The 19,544-nt window shown below is 71.3% G+C and carries 16 protein-coding genes; 6 read left to right on the top strand and 10 right to left on the bottom strand.

Going from position 1 to position 19,544, the window contains the following annotated elements; all coding sequences use genetic code 11:
- Window positions 1-59: 59 nt before the first annotated feature.
- From DMA15_RS27390 to DMA15_RS27380, 3 genes are all read right to left on the bottom strand, one after another.
- On the bottom strand, window positions 60-1,262 hold the full coding sequence (locus DMA15_RS27390) for a spermidine/putrescine ABC transporter substrate-binding protein (protein WP_125518027.1): 1,203 nt from the start codon (window positions 1,260-1,262) through the stop codon (window positions 60-62).
- Between the two features lie 148 nt (window positions 1,263-1,410).
- A complete protein-coding gene (locus DMA15_RS27385) occupies window positions 1,411-2,913 on the bottom strand; it encodes a gamma-aminobutyraldehyde dehydrogenase (protein ID WP_125515408.1) in 1,503 nt (500 codons plus the stop codon).
- 612 nt (window positions 2,914-3,525) lie between these two features.
- Window positions 3,526-4,008 carry a DUF4190 domain-containing protein gene (locus tag DMA15_RS27380; RefSeq protein WP_125515407.1) on the bottom strand — a complete coding sequence of 161 codons (483 nt, stop codon included), beginning with the start codon at window positions 4,006-4,008 and terminating at the stop codon, window positions 3,526-3,528.
- A 297-nt stretch (window positions 4,009-4,305) separates the two neighbouring features.
- Here DMA15_RS27380 and DMA15_RS27375 point away from each other — a divergent pair, with 297 nt between their 5' ends.
- The 5 genes from DMA15_RS27375 (at window position 4,306) to DMA15_RS27355 (ending at window position 8,792) form a co-directional block, all read left to right on the top strand.
- Window positions 4,306-5,418: an adenosine deaminase gene (locus tag DMA15_RS27375; RefSeq protein WP_125515406.1), complete on the top strand. Its 1,113-nt coding sequence runs from the start codon at window positions 4,306-4,308 to the stop codon at window positions 5,416-5,418.
- Window positions 5,406-6,086 carry a glycerophosphodiester phosphodiesterase gene (locus tag DMA15_RS27370; protein ID WP_125515405.1) on the top strand — a complete coding sequence of 227 codons (681 nt, stop codon included), beginning with the start codon at window positions 5,406-5,408 and terminating at the stop codon, window positions 6,084-6,086. Before DMA15_RS27375 ends, DMA15_RS27370 begins: the two co-directional genes overlap by 13 nt.
- A gap of 22 nt (window positions 6,087-6,108) precedes the next feature.
- Window positions 6,109-6,993 carry a DUF72 domain-containing protein gene (locus DMA15_RS27365; RefSeq protein WP_125515404.1) on the top strand — a complete coding sequence of 295 codons (885 nt, stop codon included), beginning with the start codon at window positions 6,109-6,111 and terminating at the stop codon, window positions 6,991-6,993.
- Between the two features lie 133 nt (window positions 6,994-7,126).
- Window positions 7,127-8,278 (top strand): serine hydrolase domain-containing protein, encoded by a 1,152-nt coding sequence (locus DMA15_RS27360; protein ID WP_125515403.1) that lies wholly within the window; start codon window positions 7,127-7,129, stop codon window positions 8,276-8,278.
- Window positions 8,279-8,324: 46 nt separating this feature from the next.
- The gene (locus DMA15_RS27355) at window positions 8,325-8,792 is read left to right on the top strand and encodes a hypothetical protein (RefSeq protein ID WP_125515402.1); all 468 of its coding nucleotides are present in this window, start codon (window positions 8,325-8,327) and stop codon (window positions 8,790-8,792) included.
- A gap of 29 nt (window positions 8,793-8,821) precedes the next feature.
- On the opposite strand, the gene gnd is transcribed toward DMA15_RS27355, so the two are convergent.
- The 6 genes from gnd to tkt all read right to left on the bottom strand — a co-directional run bounded on the left by gnd (window position 8,822) and on the right by tkt (window position 17,160).
- On the bottom strand, window positions 8,822-9,700 hold the full coding sequence (gene gnd / locus DMA15_RS27350; RefSeq protein WP_125515401.1) for a phosphogluconate dehydrogenase (NAD(+)-dependent, decarboxylating): 879 nt from the start codon (window positions 9,698-9,700) through the stop codon (window positions 8,822-8,824).
- A gap of 6 nt (window positions 9,701-9,706) precedes the next feature.
- Complete coding sequence (gene pgi / locus DMA15_RS27345; protein ID WP_125515400.1) at window positions 9,707-11,368, bottom strand: glucose-6-phosphate isomerase; 1,662 nt, start codon at window positions 11,366-11,368, stop codon at window positions 9,707-9,709.
- The gene (gene opcA / locus DMA15_RS27340) at window positions 11,361-12,302 is read right to left on the bottom strand and encodes a glucose-6-phosphate dehydrogenase assembly protein OpcA (RefSeq protein ID WP_125515399.1); all 942 of its coding nucleotides are present in this window, start codon (window positions 12,300-12,302) and stop codon (window positions 11,361-11,363) included. Before opcA ends, pgi begins: the two co-directional genes overlap by 8 nt.
- The gene (zwf, locus tag DMA15_RS27335; RefSeq protein ID WP_125515398.1) at window positions 12,299-13,831 is read right to left on the bottom strand and encodes a glucose-6-phosphate dehydrogenase; all 1,533 of its coding nucleotides are present in this window, start codon (window positions 13,829-13,831) and stop codon (window positions 12,299-12,301) included. The genes opcA and zwf overlap by 4 nt, the downstream gene beginning before the upstream one ends.
- Window positions 13,828-14,979 carry a transaldolase gene (tal, locus tag DMA15_RS27330; RefSeq protein WP_125515397.1) on the bottom strand — a complete coding sequence of 384 codons (1,152 nt, stop codon included), beginning with the start codon at window positions 14,977-14,979 and terminating at the stop codon, window positions 13,828-13,830. Before tal ends, zwf begins: the two co-directional genes overlap by 4 nt.
- 72 nt (window positions 14,980-15,051) lie before the next feature.
- Window positions 15,052-17,160 carry a transketolase gene (gene tkt, locus DMA15_RS27325; protein ID WP_125515396.1) on the bottom strand — a complete coding sequence of 703 codons (2,109 nt, stop codon included), beginning with the start codon at window positions 17,158-17,160 and terminating at the stop codon, window positions 15,052-15,054.
- Window positions 17,161-17,375: 215 nt separating this feature from the next.
- Here tkt and DMA15_RS27320 point away from each other — a divergent pair, with 215 nt between their 5' ends.
- The gene (locus tag DMA15_RS27320) at window positions 17,376-18,353 is read left to right on the top strand and encodes an AraC family transcriptional regulator (protein WP_125515395.1); all 978 of its coding nucleotides are present in this window, start codon (window positions 17,376-17,378) and stop codon (window positions 18,351-18,353) included.
- A 3-nt stretch (window positions 18,354-18,356) separates the two neighbouring features.
- Here the strand turns inward: DMA15_RS27320 and DMA15_RS27315 are convergent, their stop codons facing one another.
- Window positions 18,357-19,520, bottom strand: coding sequence for a spermidine/putrescine ABC transporter substrate-binding protein (locus tag DMA15_RS27315; protein ID WP_164551957.1), 1,164 nt, complete (start codon window positions 19,518-19,520; stop codon window positions 18,357-18,359).
- Window positions 19,521-19,544: the final 24 nt, after the last annotated feature.

Below are 19,544 nucleotides of genomic sequence, written 5' to 3'. Positions count from 1 at the left end.
GAACTGCGCGACCAGCCACGACAGGCCCGCAGGTCCAAGCGGCCACAGCCCACGCGGCGTCACACGCCGGTCAACCTCGCGAACTTTTCCTCGTACGCGGTCTCTTCCTTCGGAGTCAGCGACCGGAACGCCCGAGACTTCTCCTTCATCTCCCTGTCGGGGATGATCAGCGGATTCGCCGCGGCCTCCTTATCGATCTTCGCGAGGGAGTCCCGCACTCCGTCCACCGGACACACGTAGTTGATGTACGCCGCGAGGCGCGCCGCCGGCTCCGGCTCGTAGTAGTAGTCGATGAGCCGCTCGGCGTTGCTCTTGTGCCGCGCCTTGTTCGGGACCAGCAGATTGTCCGTGGACGTGATGTAGCCCTGGTCGGGGATGTGGAAGTCGATGTCCGGGTTGTCGGCCTGGAGCTGCACGATGTCGCCGGCCCAGCCGAGGCAGGCGGCGATGTCGCCCTTGGCGAGGTCCGAGGTGTAGTCGTTGCCGGTGAAGCGGCGGATCTGCCGCTTGTCGACGGCCTTCTGGAGACGGGAGATGGCCGCGTCGAAGTCGTCGTCGGTGAAGTCCCCGGGGTCCTTGCCCATGTCGATGAGCGTCATGCCGACGGTGTCGCGCATCTCGGAGAGGAATCCGACGCGCCCCTTCAGCTTGGGGTCGTCCAGCAGCTCCGACACCGAGGTGATCTTCTTCCCGCCGGTCGCCTTCTTGTTGTAGGCGATGACGGTGGAGATGCCGGTCCAGGGGTACGAGTAGGCCCGGCCGGGGTCCCAGTCGGGGTCGCGGAACTGGGTCGACAGGTTGGCGTACGCGTGCGGCAGGTTGGCCGGGTCCAGTTTCTGGACCCACCCGAAGCGGATGAGCCGCGCGGCGAGCCAGTCCGTCACGCAGATGAGGTCGCGGCCGGTGTCCTGGCCGGCGGCGAGCTGCGGCTTGATCTTCCCGAAGAACTCGACGTTGTCGTTGATGTCCTCGGTGTACTTGACCTCGATACCGGTGCGTTTCGTGAACGCCGCCAGGGTGGGCCGCCTGTTCTTGTCCTTGTCGTCGACGTCCATGTACTCGGTCCAGTTGGAGAAGGTGATCCGCTTCTCCTTGACCGAGTGGTCCTCGGACGAGACGTCACCCTGGCCCTTGCCCGCGGCGGGGATCCCGCAGGCGCTCAGCGCCCCGAGCCCGCCGACGGCGAGCGTGCCGCCGGTGGCGGCGCGCAGCAGGGAACGGCGGGTCAGGGAGCCCCTGCCGTTCCGCAGGCTGCGGTGCATGGCGGCCAGTTGGGCCGGGGTGAGGGGGTCCCTCCCTGCTCGAACGGAGTTGAGAGCTTGGGGGAGTTCGGGCTCGTACTGCTCCATGCGCGTGGTTGCCCTTTCGGGAGGAAGGCGGCCGCTGGTCGGGCGGCCTGTGACGACGTGACTACCGGTCCCCGAAGATCGTGCGGTGCCAGTCCTTGCGGACCACCGCGGTGTTGTCGAACATGACGTGCTTGACCTGTGTGTACTCCTCGAATGAGTACGCGGACATGTCCTTTCCGTAGCCCGAGGCCTTGTAGCCGCCGTGCGGCATCTCGCTGAGGATCGGGATGTGGTCGTTGACCCAGACGCACCCCGCCTTGATCTCACGGGTGGCGCGGTTGGCGCGGAACACGTCGCGGCTCCACGCGGAGGCGGCGAGGCCGTACGGCGTGTCGTTGGCGAGGCGGATGCCCTCGTCGTCGGAGTCGAAGGGCAGGACGACGAGGACGGGCCCGAAGATCTCGGACTGCACGATCTCGCTGTCCTGCGCGGCGTCGGCGATGAGGGTGGGCTTGTAGTACGCGCCGGGGTGCTGGAGCGCCTCGCCGCCGGTCACCACGCGCGCGTAGGAGCGGGCCCGGTCGACGAACCCGGCGACGCGGTGGCGGTGCACGTGCGAGATGAGCGGCCCCATGTCGGTGCTCGGGTCGAACGGATCGCCGAGCCGCACGCTCTCCATGAGGTCGGCGACGCCCTCCACGAAGGCGTCGTAGAGCGGACGCTGGACGTACGCGCGCGTGGCGGCCGTGCAGTCCTGCCCGGAGTTGATGAGCGCGCCGGCGACCGCGCCGTGCACGGCGGCCTCCAGATCGGCGTCGTCGAACACCACGAAGGGCGCCTTGCCGCCCAGCTCCAGGTGGAGCCGCTTGACGGTGGCGGTGGCGATCTCGGCGACGCGCTTGCCGACGCCGGTGGAGCCGGTGAAGGAGGTCATGGCCACGTCCGGGTGGCCGACGAGGTGCTCACCGGCGTCCTTGCCCGCGCCCGTGACGATGTTGACGACGCCGTCCGGGATACCGGCCTCGGTGGCGGCCTGGGCGAACAGGAGCGAGGTGAAGGGCGTCAGCTCGGCGGGCTTCAGGACGATGGTGTTGCCGGCCGCGATCGCCGGGAGGACCTTCCAGGCGGCCATCTGGAGCGGGTAGTTCCAGGGCGCGATGGAGCCGACGACGCCGATGGGCTCCCGGCGTACGTACGAGGTGTGGTCCCCCGTGTACTCGCCGGCCGACTGGCCCTGGAGGTGGCGGGCGGCGCCCGCGAAGAAGGCGGTGTTGTCGACGGTGCCGGGGACGTCGAACTCCCGGCTGAGCTTGATCGGCTTGCCGCACTGCACCGACTCGGCCTGCGCGAACTCCTCGGCGCGGTCGGCCAGCACGCCCGCGAAGCGGTGCATGGCGTCCGAGCGCTCGCCCGGGGTGGCGCCCGCCCAGGCGGGGAACGCCCGCGCCGCCGCGGCGACGGCGGCGTCCACGTCGTCTCTTCCGGCCAGCTCGTACGAGTGGACCTCCTCGGCGGTGGCCGGGTCCACGACCGCGTGGGTCCGGCCGGAGGTGCCCTTGGTCAGCCGTCCGGCGATGTACTGCGCGCCGTCCGCGAAGTGGTCCCGCGCCTGGAAGTTGTGCATGACGCTCTCCTCCGCCGCCCTCCCCGTCCCGTGGGGTCGGCGTAGCTCCAGATCGATTTGAGTGCCGATCCTGACAGAGCAGGGATAGTCCAACAAGTGATTCCGTTGTTGCCTTTTGGTTACGCGACGGAATCTGTCGACCAGGTGTCGAGTCGCCCCGGAAAACGGGGGACGGTGTGTCAGTGGTGCGTGTGGGGGGCGCGTGCATGGCGGAGGTCGGCGGGGGGGGTTCCTTGGTGCCGGGGGGCGCTGGGCGGGCTCGGGGCTGGGGCTTCCTTGGTGCGGGGGGCGCTCGGGGGCCTGTCCCGCCGCTGCGCGGCGGATCTCTCCCACCCACCCACCCGTTCGCCCCGCACCGGCCTGCGAAGCAGTGCTCCTACGGCAGGGCGGATCGCAGGGCAACGGGTGGGTGGGTGGGAAAGCATCCGCCGCGAAGCGGCGGGCCAGGGCGTGGCGGGCCGCGCGCGGCAGCGACGGGCGGGTGGGTGGGGAGCACCCGACGGAACAGGGGCCAGCGGGCCGCACGCGGCAGAGACGGGTGGGTGGGGAGCACCCCGCGCGGAGCAGTGGGCCAGGGGCCGGCGGGCCGCACGCGGCTAGGGAGCCGGAGGCCTAGCGCCCCGCTGTCGCCGCCGCCGCGTAGCGCAACGCGTCCTCCGCCGAGAAGTCATCCGGCAGCACGATCAGGACCGCCAGCAGAGCGACCCCCAGCACGATGCCCGCCGCCCCGCAGATGATTCCCGCCAGCGCCTGGCCCCCGTTCGTCGCCTCGCCCCGCCGCGCCTTCCCGCGCCCGACCGCGCCGAAGATCACCGCGAGGACGCCGAGGACGATCGCCAGCGGCCAGAGGCAGAAGCCCGCCGCCGCGATGATCCCGAGCACGAGTCCGGCCACGCCCATGCCGTTCGCGGGCGGCGCCGGCATGGCGGGCCACCCGTACCCGGACGCCTCGATCTGGTACCCCGGGAGGCCGGGGTAGGCCGGATACCCCTGGAAGGCGGCAGGCTGCCCCGGCCCATCCGGCGAGAGCGGAGGCGGCGGCACCGGCTCCCCCGGCGCCCCGAAGGCGGACGGCGCCCCGAAAGGCGGCGGCACCGCAGCACCCGGCACACCAGCACCCGGCACCGGAGCCCACGGCACCCCCCGCGCGCCCCCAGCCTCGGCGGCCCCCGCGTCCTCCGCAGGCGGCGCCCAAGGGTCCCGCTCCTCCGGCGCCCCTGCGCCCCCCGCGCCACCCGGCACGGCACCGTCCTCGGACCCCGCAGGCATCGCGGTCACCTCTTTCATACGTTCCGTCATGCTACGGCCCCCGATTCGCCCGCGCCGACCGCCGCCTACGATGACCACCGACCCACCGATCAGCCGATCAAGCCCGTTCCTGGGGAGGAAACCGTGACCGAGCAGCACACCGCGGCCGCGACCGCGACGGACCCGCACGACCCGCTCGTCCCGCACGCGTTCATCGCCGGACTGCCCAAGGCGGAACTGCACGTGCACCACGTCGGTTCGGCCTCCCCCCGCATCGTCTCCGAACTGGCCGCCCGGCACCCCGACTCCGCGGTGCCGACCGACCCCGAGGCGCTCGCCGACTACTTCACGTTCACGGACTTCGCGCACTTCATCCAGGTCTACCTCTCCGTCGTGGACCTGATCCGCACCCCCGAGGACGTCCGCCTGCTCACCTTCGAGGTGGCCCGCGACATGGCCCGGCAGAACGTGCGCTACGCCGAGCTGACCATCACCCCGTACTCCTCCGTCCGCCGCGGCATCGACGACCGCGCCTTCATGGACGCGATCGAGGACGCCCGCAAGGCCGCCGAGGCGGAGTTCGGCACCGTACTGCGCTGGTGCTTCGACATCCCCGGCGAGGCCGGGCTCGCGGCGGCCGATGAGACGCTCCGGCTCGCCACCGGCGACAAGCTGCGCCCCGAGGGCCTGGTCTCCTTCGGCCTCGGCGGCCCGGAGATCGGCGTCCCGCGCCCCCAGTTCAAGCCCCACTTCGACCGGGCCATCGCGGCCGGCCTGCACTCGGTGCCGCACGCGGGCGAGACGACCGGCCCGGAGACCGTCTGGGACGCCCTGATCCACCTGGGCGCCGAGCGCATCGGCCACGGCACCACCTCCGCGCAGGACCCGAAGCTCCTCGCCCACCTCGCCGAGCACCGCATCCCGCTGGAGGTCTGCCCGACCTCGAACATCGCGACGCGCGCGGTGCGCACCCTCGACGAGCACCCGCTCAAGCAGTTCGTCGAGGCCGGGGTGACCGTGACCGTCAACTCCGACGACCCGCCCATGTTCGGCACCGACCTGAACAACGAGTACGCCGTCGCGGCCCGCCTCCTCGGCCTCGACGAGCGCGGCGTCGCGGCCCTCGCGAAGAACGCCGTGGAGGCGTCCTTCCTCGACCCGGCGGGCAAGGCCCGGATCGCCGCCGAGATCGACACGTACACGGAGACGTGGCTGGCTCCGTGCCCCGGCACCACAATGGGGCCATGCGCACCCTGACAGCCGTGGCCCACCGAGGCGATCCCTACCGCGTCCGCGAGAACACCCTGCCGTCCCTGCGCTCCGCGTTCGAACGGGGCGCGGACGCGGTGGAGATCGACGTCCGCCTGAGCGGCGACGGCGTACCCGTACTGCTGCACGACTCGACGCTCAAACGCCTGTGGGGGTACGACCGTCCGCTCGCCGTCCTCTCCTCCGCCGAGCTGGACGGCCTCACCGAGGGCGGGGTGCCGACCCTCGAAGCGGCCCTCGCCGCCACGGAGGGGCACCGGGTGATGATCGATCTGCCGGGCGCCACGCACGACGCCGTGCGGACGGTCGTCGGGGCCGTCGCGGAGTGCGGGGCCACCGACCGCGTGTACTACTGCGCGGGCGGCCACACCATGCTCGCCGTGCGCGACGCGGATCCGGCCGCGGAGATCGCGCTGACCTGGACGACGCTCGCCCCGCCCCGCCGCGTGCTGCTCGACGCGGTGAAGCCCCGCTGGCTCAACTACCGCTTCCCGCTCGTCGACCGCGAGCTGGTCCGCCAGGTGCACCGCGACGGCTTCCTCGTCTCGGCGTGGACCCCCGACACGCGCCGCTCGATGCGCCGTCTGATCGACGCGGGCGTCGACGCGATCACCACCAACCGCATCGACGTCCTGGCGGGGCTGCACGCCTCCTGACACATCGGGGTACCCGGCCCGGATGAACGAGATTCTGGTGGGGACCTGTTCGTGGACGGACCGCGCGCTGCTGGCCAGTGGCTGGTATCCGCCGGGGTTCAAGGACGCCGAGGGGCGGCTGCGCCACTACGCCGGCCGTTTCCCCGTGGTGGAGGTGGACGCGACCTACTACGCGCTCCCCCGCGAGGAGACGTGTCGGCTGTGGGCCGACCGCACGCCGGACGGGTTCCGCTTCGACGTGAAGGCGTTCTCCCTGCTCACCGGGCACCCGACCCGGCAGGCCTCGCTCCCTCCCGATCTGCGGGGCGAACCGGCGGGGCCCTGGCTGCTCGACACCGTGTGGCAGCGCTTCAGCGGCGCGCTCGAACCGCTGCGCAGGGCGGGCCGGTTGGGGACGCTGCTCTTCCAGTTCCCCCCGTGGTTCGCCCCGGGGCCGCGGGCGGAGAAGGCGCTGAGCGAGTGCGCCGAGCGTGCCGCGGGCTGGCCGATGGCCGTGGAGTTCCGCCACCCCGACTGGTGGCGCGCGGACCGGCGGGCCCGCAGCGAGGCGCTGCTGACGGAGCTGGACATGGCGGCGGTCGCGGTGGACACGGCGCAGGGGCTGCCCGGTTCGATGCCTCCGGTGGCCCCCGTCACCGCGTCGCGGCACGCGGTGGTCCGCTTCCATGGCCGCAGTACGGCGTGGGGCAACGGCTCCAAGGAGGACAAGTTCCGTCACACGTACGCGGAGACGGAACTCGCCGAGTGGCTCCCGCGCATACGCTCCATGGCCGAGCGCGCCGACGAGGTCCACGTCCTGTTCAACAACTGCTGCGCGGACGCCGCGGTCCGCGCGGCGGAGTCGATGAGTCGGCTCATCGACTCGGCGCCCCTAGGGGACGACCCCGGGAACTCCCGGGGCGCGTAGGTCACTTCACCCCGAGGCGGCCCAGGGCCGACACTCTCCCCTGAGACGATCCATCCCTTCGCCATGATCACGAGGATGGGGACACCAGGCATCAGACACCTGGCACCAGACCACAGCCGACCCAGGAGTCCCCGTGAAGCTCCCCGCCCGCGCCGCTCTCGCCACCGCCCTCGTCCTCGGCCTCACCGGCGCCGCGGCCGTCCCCGCCCTCGCGCACGCCCCGGCCACCGGGACGGCCGTCGAAGCCCCCTCGCCCCGCCCCGACGCCAGGGCCCTGCGCGAGGCGATCAAGGGGCTGCCGAACGCCGACGCGACCGCGGCCCTCGTCCGCGTCGGCGGCACAGCCGGCACCTGGCGCGGCAGTTCGGGCGTCCACGACCTGGTCACGCGCCGCGAGGCCGACCCGCACGGCCGGTTCCGCGCCGGGTCCACGACCAAGATCGTGACGGCGGCCGTGGCGCTGCAACTGGCCGCCGAGGGCACACTCGACCTCGATGAGCCGGTGCAGCACTACATGCCGGAGCTGTTCGGGAAGGAGTTCCGGCCCATCCCCGTGCGCAGCCTCCTGAACTACACCAGCGGCCTCAAGCCGGGCGACGGCTTCGACGACGAATACGCCCACCGCTACGACACGTTGGACCCGCGGACCGTCGTCGCCTCCGCCCTCGCCAAGGGTCCCGAACACGCCCCGGGCGCCGAGCAGCACTACCGCAACATCGGCTACACCGTGCTCGGCCTGCTGATCGAGAGGGTCACCGGAGACACGTACGCCCATCAGGCCCGCCAGCGCGTCTTCGAGCCGCTGCGCATGCGCGACACGTACTTCCCCGGCGCCGACCCCCGCATCCGCGGCCCGCACAACCACGGCTACCAGAAGATGCAGCGTCCGGACGGTACGACCAGGCTGGTCGACGTCACCGAGTGGAACCAGTCGGACCGCTTCGCGGCGGGCGACATGATCTCCTCCACGGCCGACCTGGAGACCTTCACACGGGCCCTGTTCGGCGGCAAGCTCCTGCCGCGCGCCCAGCTGAAGGAGATGCTCACCCTGCCCCGCCTCGCCCCGGGCGTCCCCGAGGCGGTCTTCGGCGGGGGCCCGCAGCACATGAGGATCGGCGGCAAGGCGGTCTGGCTCAAGACCGGCGCCCGCTACGGCTACGCGAACCTGATCGCCGCCACAGAGGACGGCTCCCGCACCCTCGTCTACTCCGTCAACGCGACCGACGCGAAGGGCCGGGGCATGAACCCGGTGGCCGAGCGCATCGTGGGAGCCGCGCTGCGTTGAGAGACCATCCGGGGGTCACCGGAGCGAGGAGCGAGGAGAGTCGGCGATGGCGCCCGCATGGGACTGGGAGAGCGGCGAGGGTCTGATCCGTATCGATGACCCCGCCGACTGGGACGCCGCGTACGAACGCGGCGCGGACCATCTCGGCACTGCCGCCATCGGCCTCGCCTTCCGGTGCCCCCTCGAAGCGGCCTCGCCACGCATCATCAAGGCGATGCGGTCGCCGGACATCGCTCAGCGCGGCTTCGCCTACACCGCCGCGGGTGTCGCCGCCCGGCTCAACGGCGCGCTGACCCCGGAGCTGTACGACGCGTTGCGCGCCGAGGGACACAGGGGGCTCGCCGAGTACGCCATCGACGACACCCTCGTCTTCGTGCCGTTCCGGCAGCTGCCGCCGTGGCTGAAGCGGCGGAAAGTGCTGACGTATGTGCGTAACAGGCTGGAGGGCTGGTGGCTGCGCTCCGCGGAGACGGTCCTGGACGCCTGGAAAGCCGTACGGCGCCGCTCCTCCTGACGCGGCGCCGCACAGACTCGTAGGGACGGCTACTTCGCGGACTCCACCGCGTGCCCGCCGAACTGGTTGCGCAGCGCCGCGATCATCTTCATCTGCGGCGAGTCGTCCTGGCGGGACGCGAAGCGGGCGAAGAGCGAGGCGGTGATCGCCGGGAGCGGCACCGCGTTGTCGATGGCCGCCTCGACGGTCCAGCGGCCCTCGCCGGAGTCGGCGGCGAAGCCCCGCAGCTTCTCCAGGTGCTCGTCGTCGTCCAGGGCGTTGACGGCCAGGTCGAGCAGCCAGGAGCGGATGACCGTGCCCTGCTGCCAGGAGCGGAAGACCTCGCGCACGTCGGTCACCGAGTCGACGGCCTCCAGCAGCTCCCAGCCCTCGGCGTAGGCCTGCATCATGGCGTACTCGATGCCGTTGTGGACCATCTTGGAGAAGTGGCCGGCGCCGACCTTGCCCGCGTGGACGTAGCCGAAGTCGCCCTCCGGCTTGAGGGCGTCGAAGACCGGCTTGACGCGGGCGACGTGCTCGTCGTCGCCGCCGACCATGAGGGCGTAGCCGTTCTCCAGGCCCCAGACGCCGCCGGAGACGCCGCAGTCGACGAAGCCGATGCCCTTGGCCTTCAGCTCCTCGGCGTGCTTCTCGTCGTCGGTCCAGCGGGAGTTGCCGCCGTCGACGACGATGTCGCCCTCGGAGAGGAGGTCCTTCAGTTCGTCGACGGTCGACTGGGTGGCGGCGCCCGCGGGGACCATCACCCAGACGACGCGGGGGCCTTCGAGCTTGTCGACGAGTTCGGCGAGCGAGGCGACGTCGGAGACGTCGGGGTTGCGGTCGTAGCCGATGACGGTGTGGCCCGCGCGGCGGATGCGCTCGCGCATGTTGCCGCCCATTTTGCCGAGGCCGATGAGTCCGAGCTGCATGTCAGTTCACTTGCTTTCTGCGAGGCGGCCGCGCAGGGCGCGGTAGGTGGCGACGAGGGACTGCGTGGAGGCGTCGAGGCCGGGGACCTCGGCGCCTTCGGTGAGCGCGGGCTCCACGCGCTTGGCGAGGACCTTGCCCAGCTCGACGCCCCACTGGTCGAAGGAGTCGATGTTCCAGAGGGCGCCCTGGACGAACACCTTCTGCTCGTAGAGGGCGATGAGCTGGCCGAGCACCGACGGGGTCAGCGCGCGGGCGAGGATCGTGGTCGTCGGGTGGTTGCCCTTGAACGTCTTGTGCGGGACCAGTTCCTCCGGCACGCCCTCGGCGCGCACCTCGTCGGGCGTCTTGCCGAAGGCGAGCGCCTGGCCCTGCGCGAAGAGGTTCGCCATCAACAGGTCGTGCTGCGCGGCGAGTTCGGGACCCAGCTCGTCGACGGGCCGCGCGAAGCCGATGAGATCCGCGGGGATCAGCTTCGTGCCCTGGTGGATGAGCTGGTAGTAGGCGTGCTGGCCGTTGGTGCCGGGCGTGCCCCACACCACCGGGCCGGTCTGCCACCGCACGTCCCGGCCCTCGCGGTCCACCGACTTGCCGTTGGACTCCATGTCGAGCTGCTGGAGGTAGGCGGTGAACTTGGAGAGGTAGTGCGAGTACGGCAGGACCGCGTGCGACTGCGCGTCGTGGAAGTTGCCGTACCAGACGCCCAACAGGCCCATCAGCAAAGGCGCGTTGGCCTCGGCCGGTGCCGTGCGGAAGTGCTCGTCGACGATGCGGAAGCCGTCGAGCATCTCGCGGAAGGCGTCCGGGCCGATGGCGATCATCAGGGAGAGGCCGATGGCGGAGTCGAAGGAGTAGCGGCCGCCGACCCAGTCCCAGAACTCGAACATGTTCGCCGTGTCGATGCCGAACTCCGACACCTTCTCGGCGTTGGTCGACAGGGCCACGAAGTGCTCGGCCACGGCCGCCTCGTCACCGAGGGAAGCCAGCAGCCAGGAGCGCGCCGCCTTGGCGTTGGTGATCGTCTCGATCGTCGTGAACGTCTTCGAGGCGATGATGAACAGCGTCTCGGCGGGGTCGAGATCGCGGATGGCCTCGTGGAGGTCGGCGCCGTCGACGTTCGAGACGAAGCGGACGGTGAGGTCGCGCGCGGTGTAGGGGCGCAGCGCCTCGTAAGCCATCGCGGGGCCGAGGTCGGAGCCGCCGATGCCGACGTTGACGATGTTCTTGATGCGCTTGCCGGTGTGGCCGGTCCACTCCCCCGTACGGATCTTCTGGGAGAAGGCGGCCATCTTGTCGAGTACGGCGTGCACCTTCGGCACGACGTTCTCGCCGTCGACCTCGATCACCGCGTCGGCGGGGGCCCGCAGGGCGGTGTGCAGGACGGCGCGGTCCTCGGTGGTGTTGATCTTCTCGCCGCGGAACATGGCGTCGCGCTGCCCGAACACGTCGGTGGCGGCGGCCAGTTCCTGGAGGAGGGCGAGCGTCTCGTCGGTGACGACGTGCTTGCTGTAGTCGATGTGCAGGTCGCCCACCTGGACGGTGTAGCGCTCGGCGCGGCCCGGGTCGGCGGCGAACAGGTCGCGCAGGTGCGTGCCGTTGAACTTGGCGCGGTGGTCCTCCAGGGCGGTCCACTGCGGGCGGCGGGTGAGAAGCGGCGTGCTGTCAGTCATGTCGTACGGACTCCTTCGTGCCGGAGGCGTCCCCGTGCAGCGCGACGGCGTACATCTCGTCGGCGTCGAGGCGGCGCAGCTCTTCGGCGATCAGCTCGGCCGTCGAGCGGACCTTCAGGGCGAGGGTGCGCGCGGGCTGGCCGGGCAGGGACAGGGTGGCGAGGGGGCCCTCGGGGCGGTCGATACGGATCTCGCCGTTCGCCGTGCCGAGGCGGACCGCGGTGATGACGGGCCCGGCGGTCGTGACCCGCTCGACGGTGACGCCGAGGCGGGCGCCGAGCCAGCGCGCGAGCAGTTCGGCGCTGGGGTTGTCGGCCTCGGACTCGACGGCGGCCGATGTGATGCCGGTGCGGGCCTGATCGAGGGCGGCGGCCAGCATGGAGCGCCACGGGGTGAGGCGGGTCCAGGCGAGGTCGGTGTCGCCGGGGGCGTAGGACGTGGCGCGGGCCGCGAGGGCCGCGAGCGGGTCCTCGACGGCGTACGCGTCGGTGATGCGGCGGGCGGCGAGCGCGCCCAGCGGGTCCTTGGCGGGGTTCTCCGGCGCGTCGACCGGCCACCACACGACGACGGGGGCGTCGGGCAGGAGCAGCGGCAGGACGACGGAGTCGGCGTGCTGGCCGACCTCGCCGTACAGCCGCAGGAACACGGTCTCGCCGGTGCCCGCCTCGGAGCCGACCCGTACCTCGGCGTCGAGGCGGTTGCCCTGCCGGTCACGCGGGGAGCGTGCGGTGCGCCGGATGACGACGAGGGTGCGCGAGGGGTGCTCGCGGGAGGCCTCCTCGGCCGCCTTCACCGAGTCGTACGCGTTCTCCTCGTCGGTGACGATGACCATCGTCAGGACCACGCCGACGGCGGGTGTCCCGATGGCCCGGCGTCCTTGCACGAGCGCCTTGTTGATTTTGCTTGCCGTGGTGTCGGTCAGATCGATCTTCATGGCCTGCGCCAGCTCCGTCCGTCTCGTGCGAGCATCTCGTCCGCTTCCCTCGGGCCCCAGCTGCCCGAGGCGTACCGGGCGGGCTTGCCGTGGGTGTCCCAGTGCTCCTCGATGGGGTCGAGGATGCGCCAGGACTCCTCGACCTCCTCCGTGCGGGGGAAGAGGTTGGCGTCGCCCAGCAGTACGTCCAGGATCAGACGTTCGTACGCTTCCGGGCTGGACTCGGTGAAGGACTCGCCGTACGCGAAGTCCATGGACACGTCACGGATCTCCATCGACGTACCCGGGACCTTCGAGCCGAAGCGCACGGTCATGCCCTCGTCGGGCTGGACGCGGATGACGATGGCGTTCTGGCCCAGCTCCTCGGTGGCGGTGGAGTCGAACGGCGAGTGCGGGGCGCGCTGGAAGACGACCGCGATCTCGGTGACGCGACGGCCCAGGCGCTTGCCGGTGCGCAGGTAGAAGGGGACGCCCGCCCAGCGGCGGTTGTCGACCTCCAGTTTGACGGCGGCGTAGGTGTCGGTCTTCGACTCGGGGTCGATGCCCTCTTCCTGGAGGTAGCCCTTGACCCTCTCGCCGCCCTGCCAGCCGTCGGCGTACTGGGCGCGGACCGTGGACGCCGCCGGGTCGTCGGGGAGGCGCACGGCCCTGAGGACCTTCAGCTTCTCCATCACCAGCGACTCGGCGTCGAACGCGGCCGGCTCCTCCATGGCCGTGAGGGCCATCAGCTGGAGCAGGTGGTTCTGGATGACGTCACGGGCGGCGCCGATGCCGTCGTAGTAGCCGGCGCGGCCCCCGATGCCGATGTCCTCGGCCATCGTGATCTGCACGTGGTCGACGTAGCTGCGGTTCCAGATGGGCTCGTACATCTGGTTGGCGAAGCGGAGCGCCAGGATGTTCTGGACGGTCTCCTTGCCGAGGTAGTGGTCGATGCGGAAGACCTGGTCGGGGGCGAACACCTCGTGGACGATGGCGTTCAGGTCCTTGGCCGACGCGAGGTCGTGGCCGAACGGCTTCTCGATGACCGCGCGGCGCCAGGAGCCCTCCGGGGCGTCCGCGAGGCCGTGCTTCTTGAGCTGCTGGACGACCTTGGGGAAGAACTTCGGCGGCACGGAGAGGTAGAAGGCGTAGTTGCCGCTCGTGCCGCGCTTCTCGTCCAGCTCCTCGACGGCCTCCCGCAGCTGCCGGAAGGCGGTGTCGTCGTCGAAGTCACCCGGGATGAACCGCATGCCGTCGGCGAGCTGCTGCCAGACCTCCTCGCGGAAGGGCGTGCGGGCGTGCTCGCGCACCGAGTCGTGGACGACCTGTGCGAAGTCCTGGTCCTCCCACTCGCGGCGGGCGAAGCCGAGGAGTGAGAAGCCCGGCGGGAGCAGTCCCCGGTTCGCGAGGTCGTAGACGGCGGGCATCAGCTTCTTGCGGGACAGGTCGCCCGTGACGCCGAAGATGACGAGCCCGGAGGGGCCCGCGACGCGCGGCAGGCGCCGGTCGCGGGGGTCCCTCAGGGGGTTGTGCCAGTCGGTGACGCTCACTTGGTGCCGGCCTCCTTGCCCGCGAGGCGCGTGGCGACGGTGCCGAGCAGGTCGGTCCAGGCGGCCTCGAACTTGGCGACGGCCTCGTCCTCCAGCTGCTGGACGACCTCGTCGTAGGAGATGCCGAGCTTCTCGACGGCGGCGAGCTCGGCGCGGGAGGTGTCATAGGTGCCGGTGACGGCGTCGCCGTGGATGTCGCCGTGGTCGGCGGTGGCCTTGAGGGTGGCCTCCGGCATGGTGTTGACGGTGCCGGGCGCGGCCAGCTCGTCGACGTAGAGGGTGTCCTTGTACGCCGGGTCCTTGACGCCGGTCGAGGCCCACAGCGGACGCTGCTTGTGGGCGCCCGCCGCCGCCAGCTTGGCGGCGCGGTCGGTGGCGAACGCCTGCTCGTACGCCTCGTAGGCGAGCCGGGCGTTGGCGAGCGCGGCCTTGCCCTTGAGGGACTTGGCCTCGTCCGTGCCGATGCCGTCCAGGCGCTTGTCGATCTCGGAGTCGACGCGCGAGACGAAGAAGGAGGCGACGGAGTGGATGCCGGCGAGGTCGATGCCGCGCTCGTGCGCCTGCTCCAGGCCCGCAAGGTAGGCGTCCATGACGGCCTTGTAGCGGTCGAGGGAGAAGATCAGCGTGACGTTGACGCTGATGCCGAGGCCGATGACCTCGGTGATCGCCGGCAGGCCCGCCTCGGTCGCCGGGATCTTGATCATGACGTTCGGGCGGTCGACGAGCCAGGCGAGCTGCTTGGCCTCGGCGACGGTCGCCGCGGTCTCGTGCGCCAGGCGCGGGTCGACCTCGATCGACACGCGGCCGTCCCGCCCGCCGGTCGTCTCGTACACGGGGCGCAGCACGTCGGCGGCGGCGCGCACGTCGGCGGTGGTCATCATGCGGACGGCCTCGTCGACGGTGACGCCGCGGACGGCCAGGTCGGCGAGCTGGTCCTCGTAGCCCTCGCCGGAGCCGATGGCGGCCTGGAAGATCGAGGGGTTCGTGGTGACGCCCACGACGTGGCTCTTCTCGATCAGCTCGGCGAGGTTGCCGGACTCGATGCGGGTGCGGGACAGGTCGTCGAGCCAGATGGAGACGCCTTCGTCGGAGAGGGCCTTGAGGTGCGGCGAGGAGGGGGCGGGGGCAGCGGGTGCGGCGCTGGTCATGTGCTGTTCCAACTTCTTTCGGGTGGTACGGGGGTCAGGCGCGGGCGGCCGGCAGGGGGCCGCCGGCCGGAGTCAGGCGCGGGCCTCGGCGAGGGATTCCCGCGCCTTGGCGGCGACGTTCTCGGCGGTGAAGCCGAACTCGGCGAACAGGACGTCGGCGTCCGCGGAGGCGCCGAAGTGCTCCAGGGAGACGATGCGTCCGGCGTCCCCGACGTAGCGGTACCAGGTCAGGCCGATACCGGCCTCGACGGCGACGCGGGCCTTGACGGCGGGCGGCAGGACGCTGTCGCGGTACTCCCGCGGCTGCTCCTCGAACCACTCGACGGACGGCATCGACACGACGCGCGTGGCGATCCCGTCGGCCTCAAGGCGCTCCCGCGCCTCGACGGCGAGGTGCACTTCGGAACCGGTGGCGATCAGCACGACATCCGGGGTGCCCTTGGACGCCTCGGCCAAAACGTAACCGCCCTTGGCGGCTTCCTCGTTGGCCTCGTACGTCGGCACGCCCTGCCGGGTCAGCGCCAGGCCGTGCGGGGCGGGCTTCTCCGAGCCGCGGCGCAGGATCTCGCGCCAGGCGATGGCGGTCTCGTTGGCGTCGGCGGGCCGGACCACGTTCAGACCGGGGATCGCGCGCAGGGACGCGAGGTGCTCGACGGGCTGGTGGGTCGGGCCGTCCTCGCCGAGGCCGATGGAGTCATGCGTCCACACGTAGGTGACGGGCAGCTGCATGAGGGCCGACATCCGCACGGCGTTGCGCATGTAGTCGGAGAAGACCAGGAAGGTGCCGCCGTAGATGCGGGTGTTGCCGTGCAGCGCGATGCCGTTCATCTCGGCGGCCATCGAGAACTCGCGGATGCCGAAGTGGATGGTGCGGCCGTACGGGTCGGCCTCCGGGAGCGGGTTGCCCTTCGGCAGGAACGACGACGTCTTGTCGATGGTGGTGTTGTTCGAGCCCGCGAGGTCGGCGGAGCCGCCCCACAGCTCGGGGATGACCGGGCCGAGCGCCTGGAGGACCTTGCCGGACGCGGCGCGCGTGGCGAGCTTCGTACCGGCCTCGAAGGCGGGCAGCGCCTGCTCCCAGCCCTCGGGGAGGCGGCCGGCGACGACACGGTCGAGCAGCTTGGCGCGCTCGGGGTTGGCGGCGCGCCACTCGGCGAGCCGCTTGTCCCAGGCGGCGTGCGCCTCGGCGCCGCGGTCGAGGGCCTTGCGGGTGTGGGCGATGACCTCGTCCTCGACGGCGAACGACTGCTCGGGGTCGAAGCCGAGGACGCGCTTGGTGGCGGCGACCTCGTCGGCGCCGAGCGCGGAGCCGTGCGACCCCGCGGTGTTCCGCGCGTTCGGGGCGGGCCAGGCGATGATCGTGCGCATCACGACGAGCGAGGGCCGTCCGGTCTCGGCCCTGGCGGCGGCGAGGGCCTCGTACAGCGCCTGGACGTCGATGTCGCCGTCGGCCCGCGGAGCCACGCGCTGCACGTGCCAGCCGTACGCCTCGTACCGCTTGGCGACGTCCTCGGAGAACGCGGTGCCGGTGTCGCCCTCGATGGAGATGTGGTTGTCGTCGTAGAGGAAGACGAGGTTGCCGAGCTTCTGGTGTCCGGCCATCGAGGAGGCCTCGGCGGAGACGCCCTCCTCCAGGTCGCCGTCGGAGACGATCGCCCAGATGGTGTGGTCGAAGGGGCTGGTGCCCTCGGGGGCCTCGGGGTCGAAGAGGCCGCGCTCGTAGCGGGCGGCCATGGCCATGCCGACGGCGTTGGCGACGCCCTGGCCGAGCGGCCCGGTCGTCGTCTCCACGCCCGCCGTGTGCCCGTACTCGGGGTGGCCGGGCGTCTTGGAGCCCTGCGTGCGGAACGCCTTCAGGTCGTCGAGGCCCAGCTCGTAGCCGGAGAGGAAGAGCTGGGTGTAGAGGGTGAGGCTGGTGTGGCCGGGCGACAGGACGAAACGGTCGCGGCCGGTCCACTCCGGGTCGGCCGGGTCGTGCCGCATGGCCTTCTGGAAGAGGGTGTAGGCGGCCGGGGCCAGGCTCATGGCCGTACCGGGGTGTCCGTTGCCGACCTTCTGCACGGCGTCGGCCGCCAGGAGGCGTGCGGTGTCGACGGCACGCCGGTCGAGTTCGGTCCACTCCAAGGGGCGCTCCAGGGGGCGCTCGAAGGGGCCGAGGGCGTCCGGTGTCTGCGTGCTCATCTGTATGACTTCCTTCGCATCCGTGGTACTTCCGTGGCGCCGAGAGGCACCGGCGGTCCGGACCCAAAAACCCAGGTCCAGCCACCTACGAACGTAAAGGTCATACTTTTCCGGGGGAAGGTGCGCCCGTGTCAGCGTGCGGTGAAAATGGGACAGGCGCGGCGGGCGGAGCGGCTCGGGCGGAGAAAAACGCAGGGAAGACGCAGGGAAGACGCATGACCGAGCAGACCGGCGCACATCCGAGCGCCCATGCGGGCGGAGCGGGGCCCATCCGTGACACCCGCGAGGGTGCGGCGGAGCACACCCGTGACGCCCCCGAAGGCACCGCGGAGCACATCCGCACCTACCCCTTCGACCCGAGCGCGAGCGTCTCCGGGGTCGGGATACAGGTCGGCCCGATGGGCACGGACGGCCCCTGGGCGGGTGGCGTCGGCCTCTCCCGGCGCGTGCACCGCATCGACTTCCACGTGCTCCTCTTCTTCCGCGCGGGCCCGGTCCGCCACATGGTGGACTTCACGGAGTACGAGGCCGGGGCCGGCGACATCCTGTGGATCCGCCCCGGGCAGGTGCACAGCTTCTCCGCGACCGACAGCTACGTCGGCACGGCGCTCACGATGCAGCCCGGTTTCCTGCCGCGCGCGATCGTGGAGGCGACGGGCCTGTACCGCTACGACCGGCCGCCGCTCCTGCACCCCGGCGAGGCCCAACTCGCCGCGCTGGAAGCCTCGTTGGCCCAGCTCCAGCGCGAGTACCTGGACACGGCGACGCTGCCGCTGAGCCTGCACACGTCGGTGCTGCGGCACTGTCTGACGGCCTTCATGCTGCGGGTGGCGCACGTCTCGGCGCAGGCGGCGGCGGACGAGTGCAGCCCGCTGCCGGACTCGGCGTTCTCCCGGTTCCGCGCCGCGGTCGAGCAGGGCTTCACGACCAACCACAGCGTCAGCGCGTACGCCGACGAACTGGGTTACTCGCGCCGCACCCTCGTCCGCGCGGTGCGCGCGGCCACCGGCCAGACCCCGAAGGACTTCATCGACCGCCGCGTGATCCTGGAGGCGAAGCGCCTCCTCGCCCACACCGACCTCCCGGCGGGCCGCATCGGAGCGGCCGTCGGCTTCGCGGACTCGGCGAACTTCTCGAAGTTCTTCCAGCAGCGCACCGGGATGACCCCGGCGGGCTTCAGAGCGGCCCAGTAGCCCCTACAGCCCCGCCAACGCGTTCCACCGCTTCGCGAACTCCGTCCGCTCCTTCGGCGTGATGTCCCGCGCGATCGCGAGCCGCTCGCGCATCGCGTCGTCCGGGAAGATCAGCGGGTCCTCGGCGAGTGCGGCAAGGTCCTTGTCCTTGGCGGAGGCGAGGACGTCACGGGCGGCCGGGACCGGGCAGACGTAGTTGACCCACGCGGCCAGTTCCGCGGCCACCTCGGGGTCGTAGTAGTAGTCGATGAGCCGCTCGGCGTTGCGCTTGTGGCGGGCCAGGTTGGGGATCATCAGGGACTCCGCCCACAGCTCCGCGCCCTCCTCGGGGACGACGAACTCGATGTCCGGGTCGTCCGCCTGGAGCTGGATGACGTCACCGCTGTAGGCCTGGCAGGCCAGGACGTCGCCGCTGGAGAGGTCCTTGATGTAGTCGTTGCCGGTGAAGCGGCGGATGTGGTGGGAGCCCACCAGCTTCTCGACCTTGTCGCACATCCGGTGGAAGTCGTCCGCCGTCCACTTCGTGACGTCCACGCCGTCGCCCTGGAGCAGCAGCGCGAACGCCTCGTCGAGCCCGGAGAGCAGCGTGACCCGGCCCTTGAGGTCGTCCGCCCACAGATCGGAGACGTGTTTGATCTCGCGGCCGAGCTTGCGCTTGTTGTACGCGATGCCGGTGATGCCCGACTGCCAGGGGACGGTGAACTTGCGGCCCGGGTCGAAGTGCGGCGAACGCAGCAGCGGGTCCAGGTACTTGGTGACGTTGGGCTGGCGCGCGCGGTCCATCTCCTGGACCCAGCCGAGGCGTACGAAGCGGGCGCACATCCAGTCGCTGATGACGATGAGGTCCCGGCCGGTCTCCTGATGGTTCATCAGGGAGGGGCTTATCTTGCCGAAGAACTCGTCGTTGTCGTTGATCTCCTCCGTGTAGCGGACGTCGATCCCGGTCCGCTTCTCGAAGGCGAGCAGCGAGGGCCGCCTCGTCTCGTCCTTGTCGTCCGTGTCGATGTACAGCGGCCAGTTCGCGAAGGCCAGCGTCCCGTCCTTCGCCGAGCGGTCGCCCGCGGAGCGCTCGTCCGGCGCGATGTACGCGGCGGGCACACCGCACCCGGCGAGCGCACCGACGGCCACGCCCCCGCCGAGGCCACGGAGCAGGGACCGGCGGGACACGGAGGAGGCTGAGGACGCCATGGG

The sequence above is a fragment of the Streptomyces sp. WAC 01529 genome (assembly GCF_003945545.1).
GTDB classification, from domain to species: domain Bacteria; phylum Actinomycetota; class Actinomycetes; order Streptomycetales; family Streptomycetaceae; genus Streptomyces; species Streptomyces anatolicus.
Note: the sequence above shows the minus strand (reverse complement) of the source record. Positions and strands in the feature narration are given on the sequence as shown.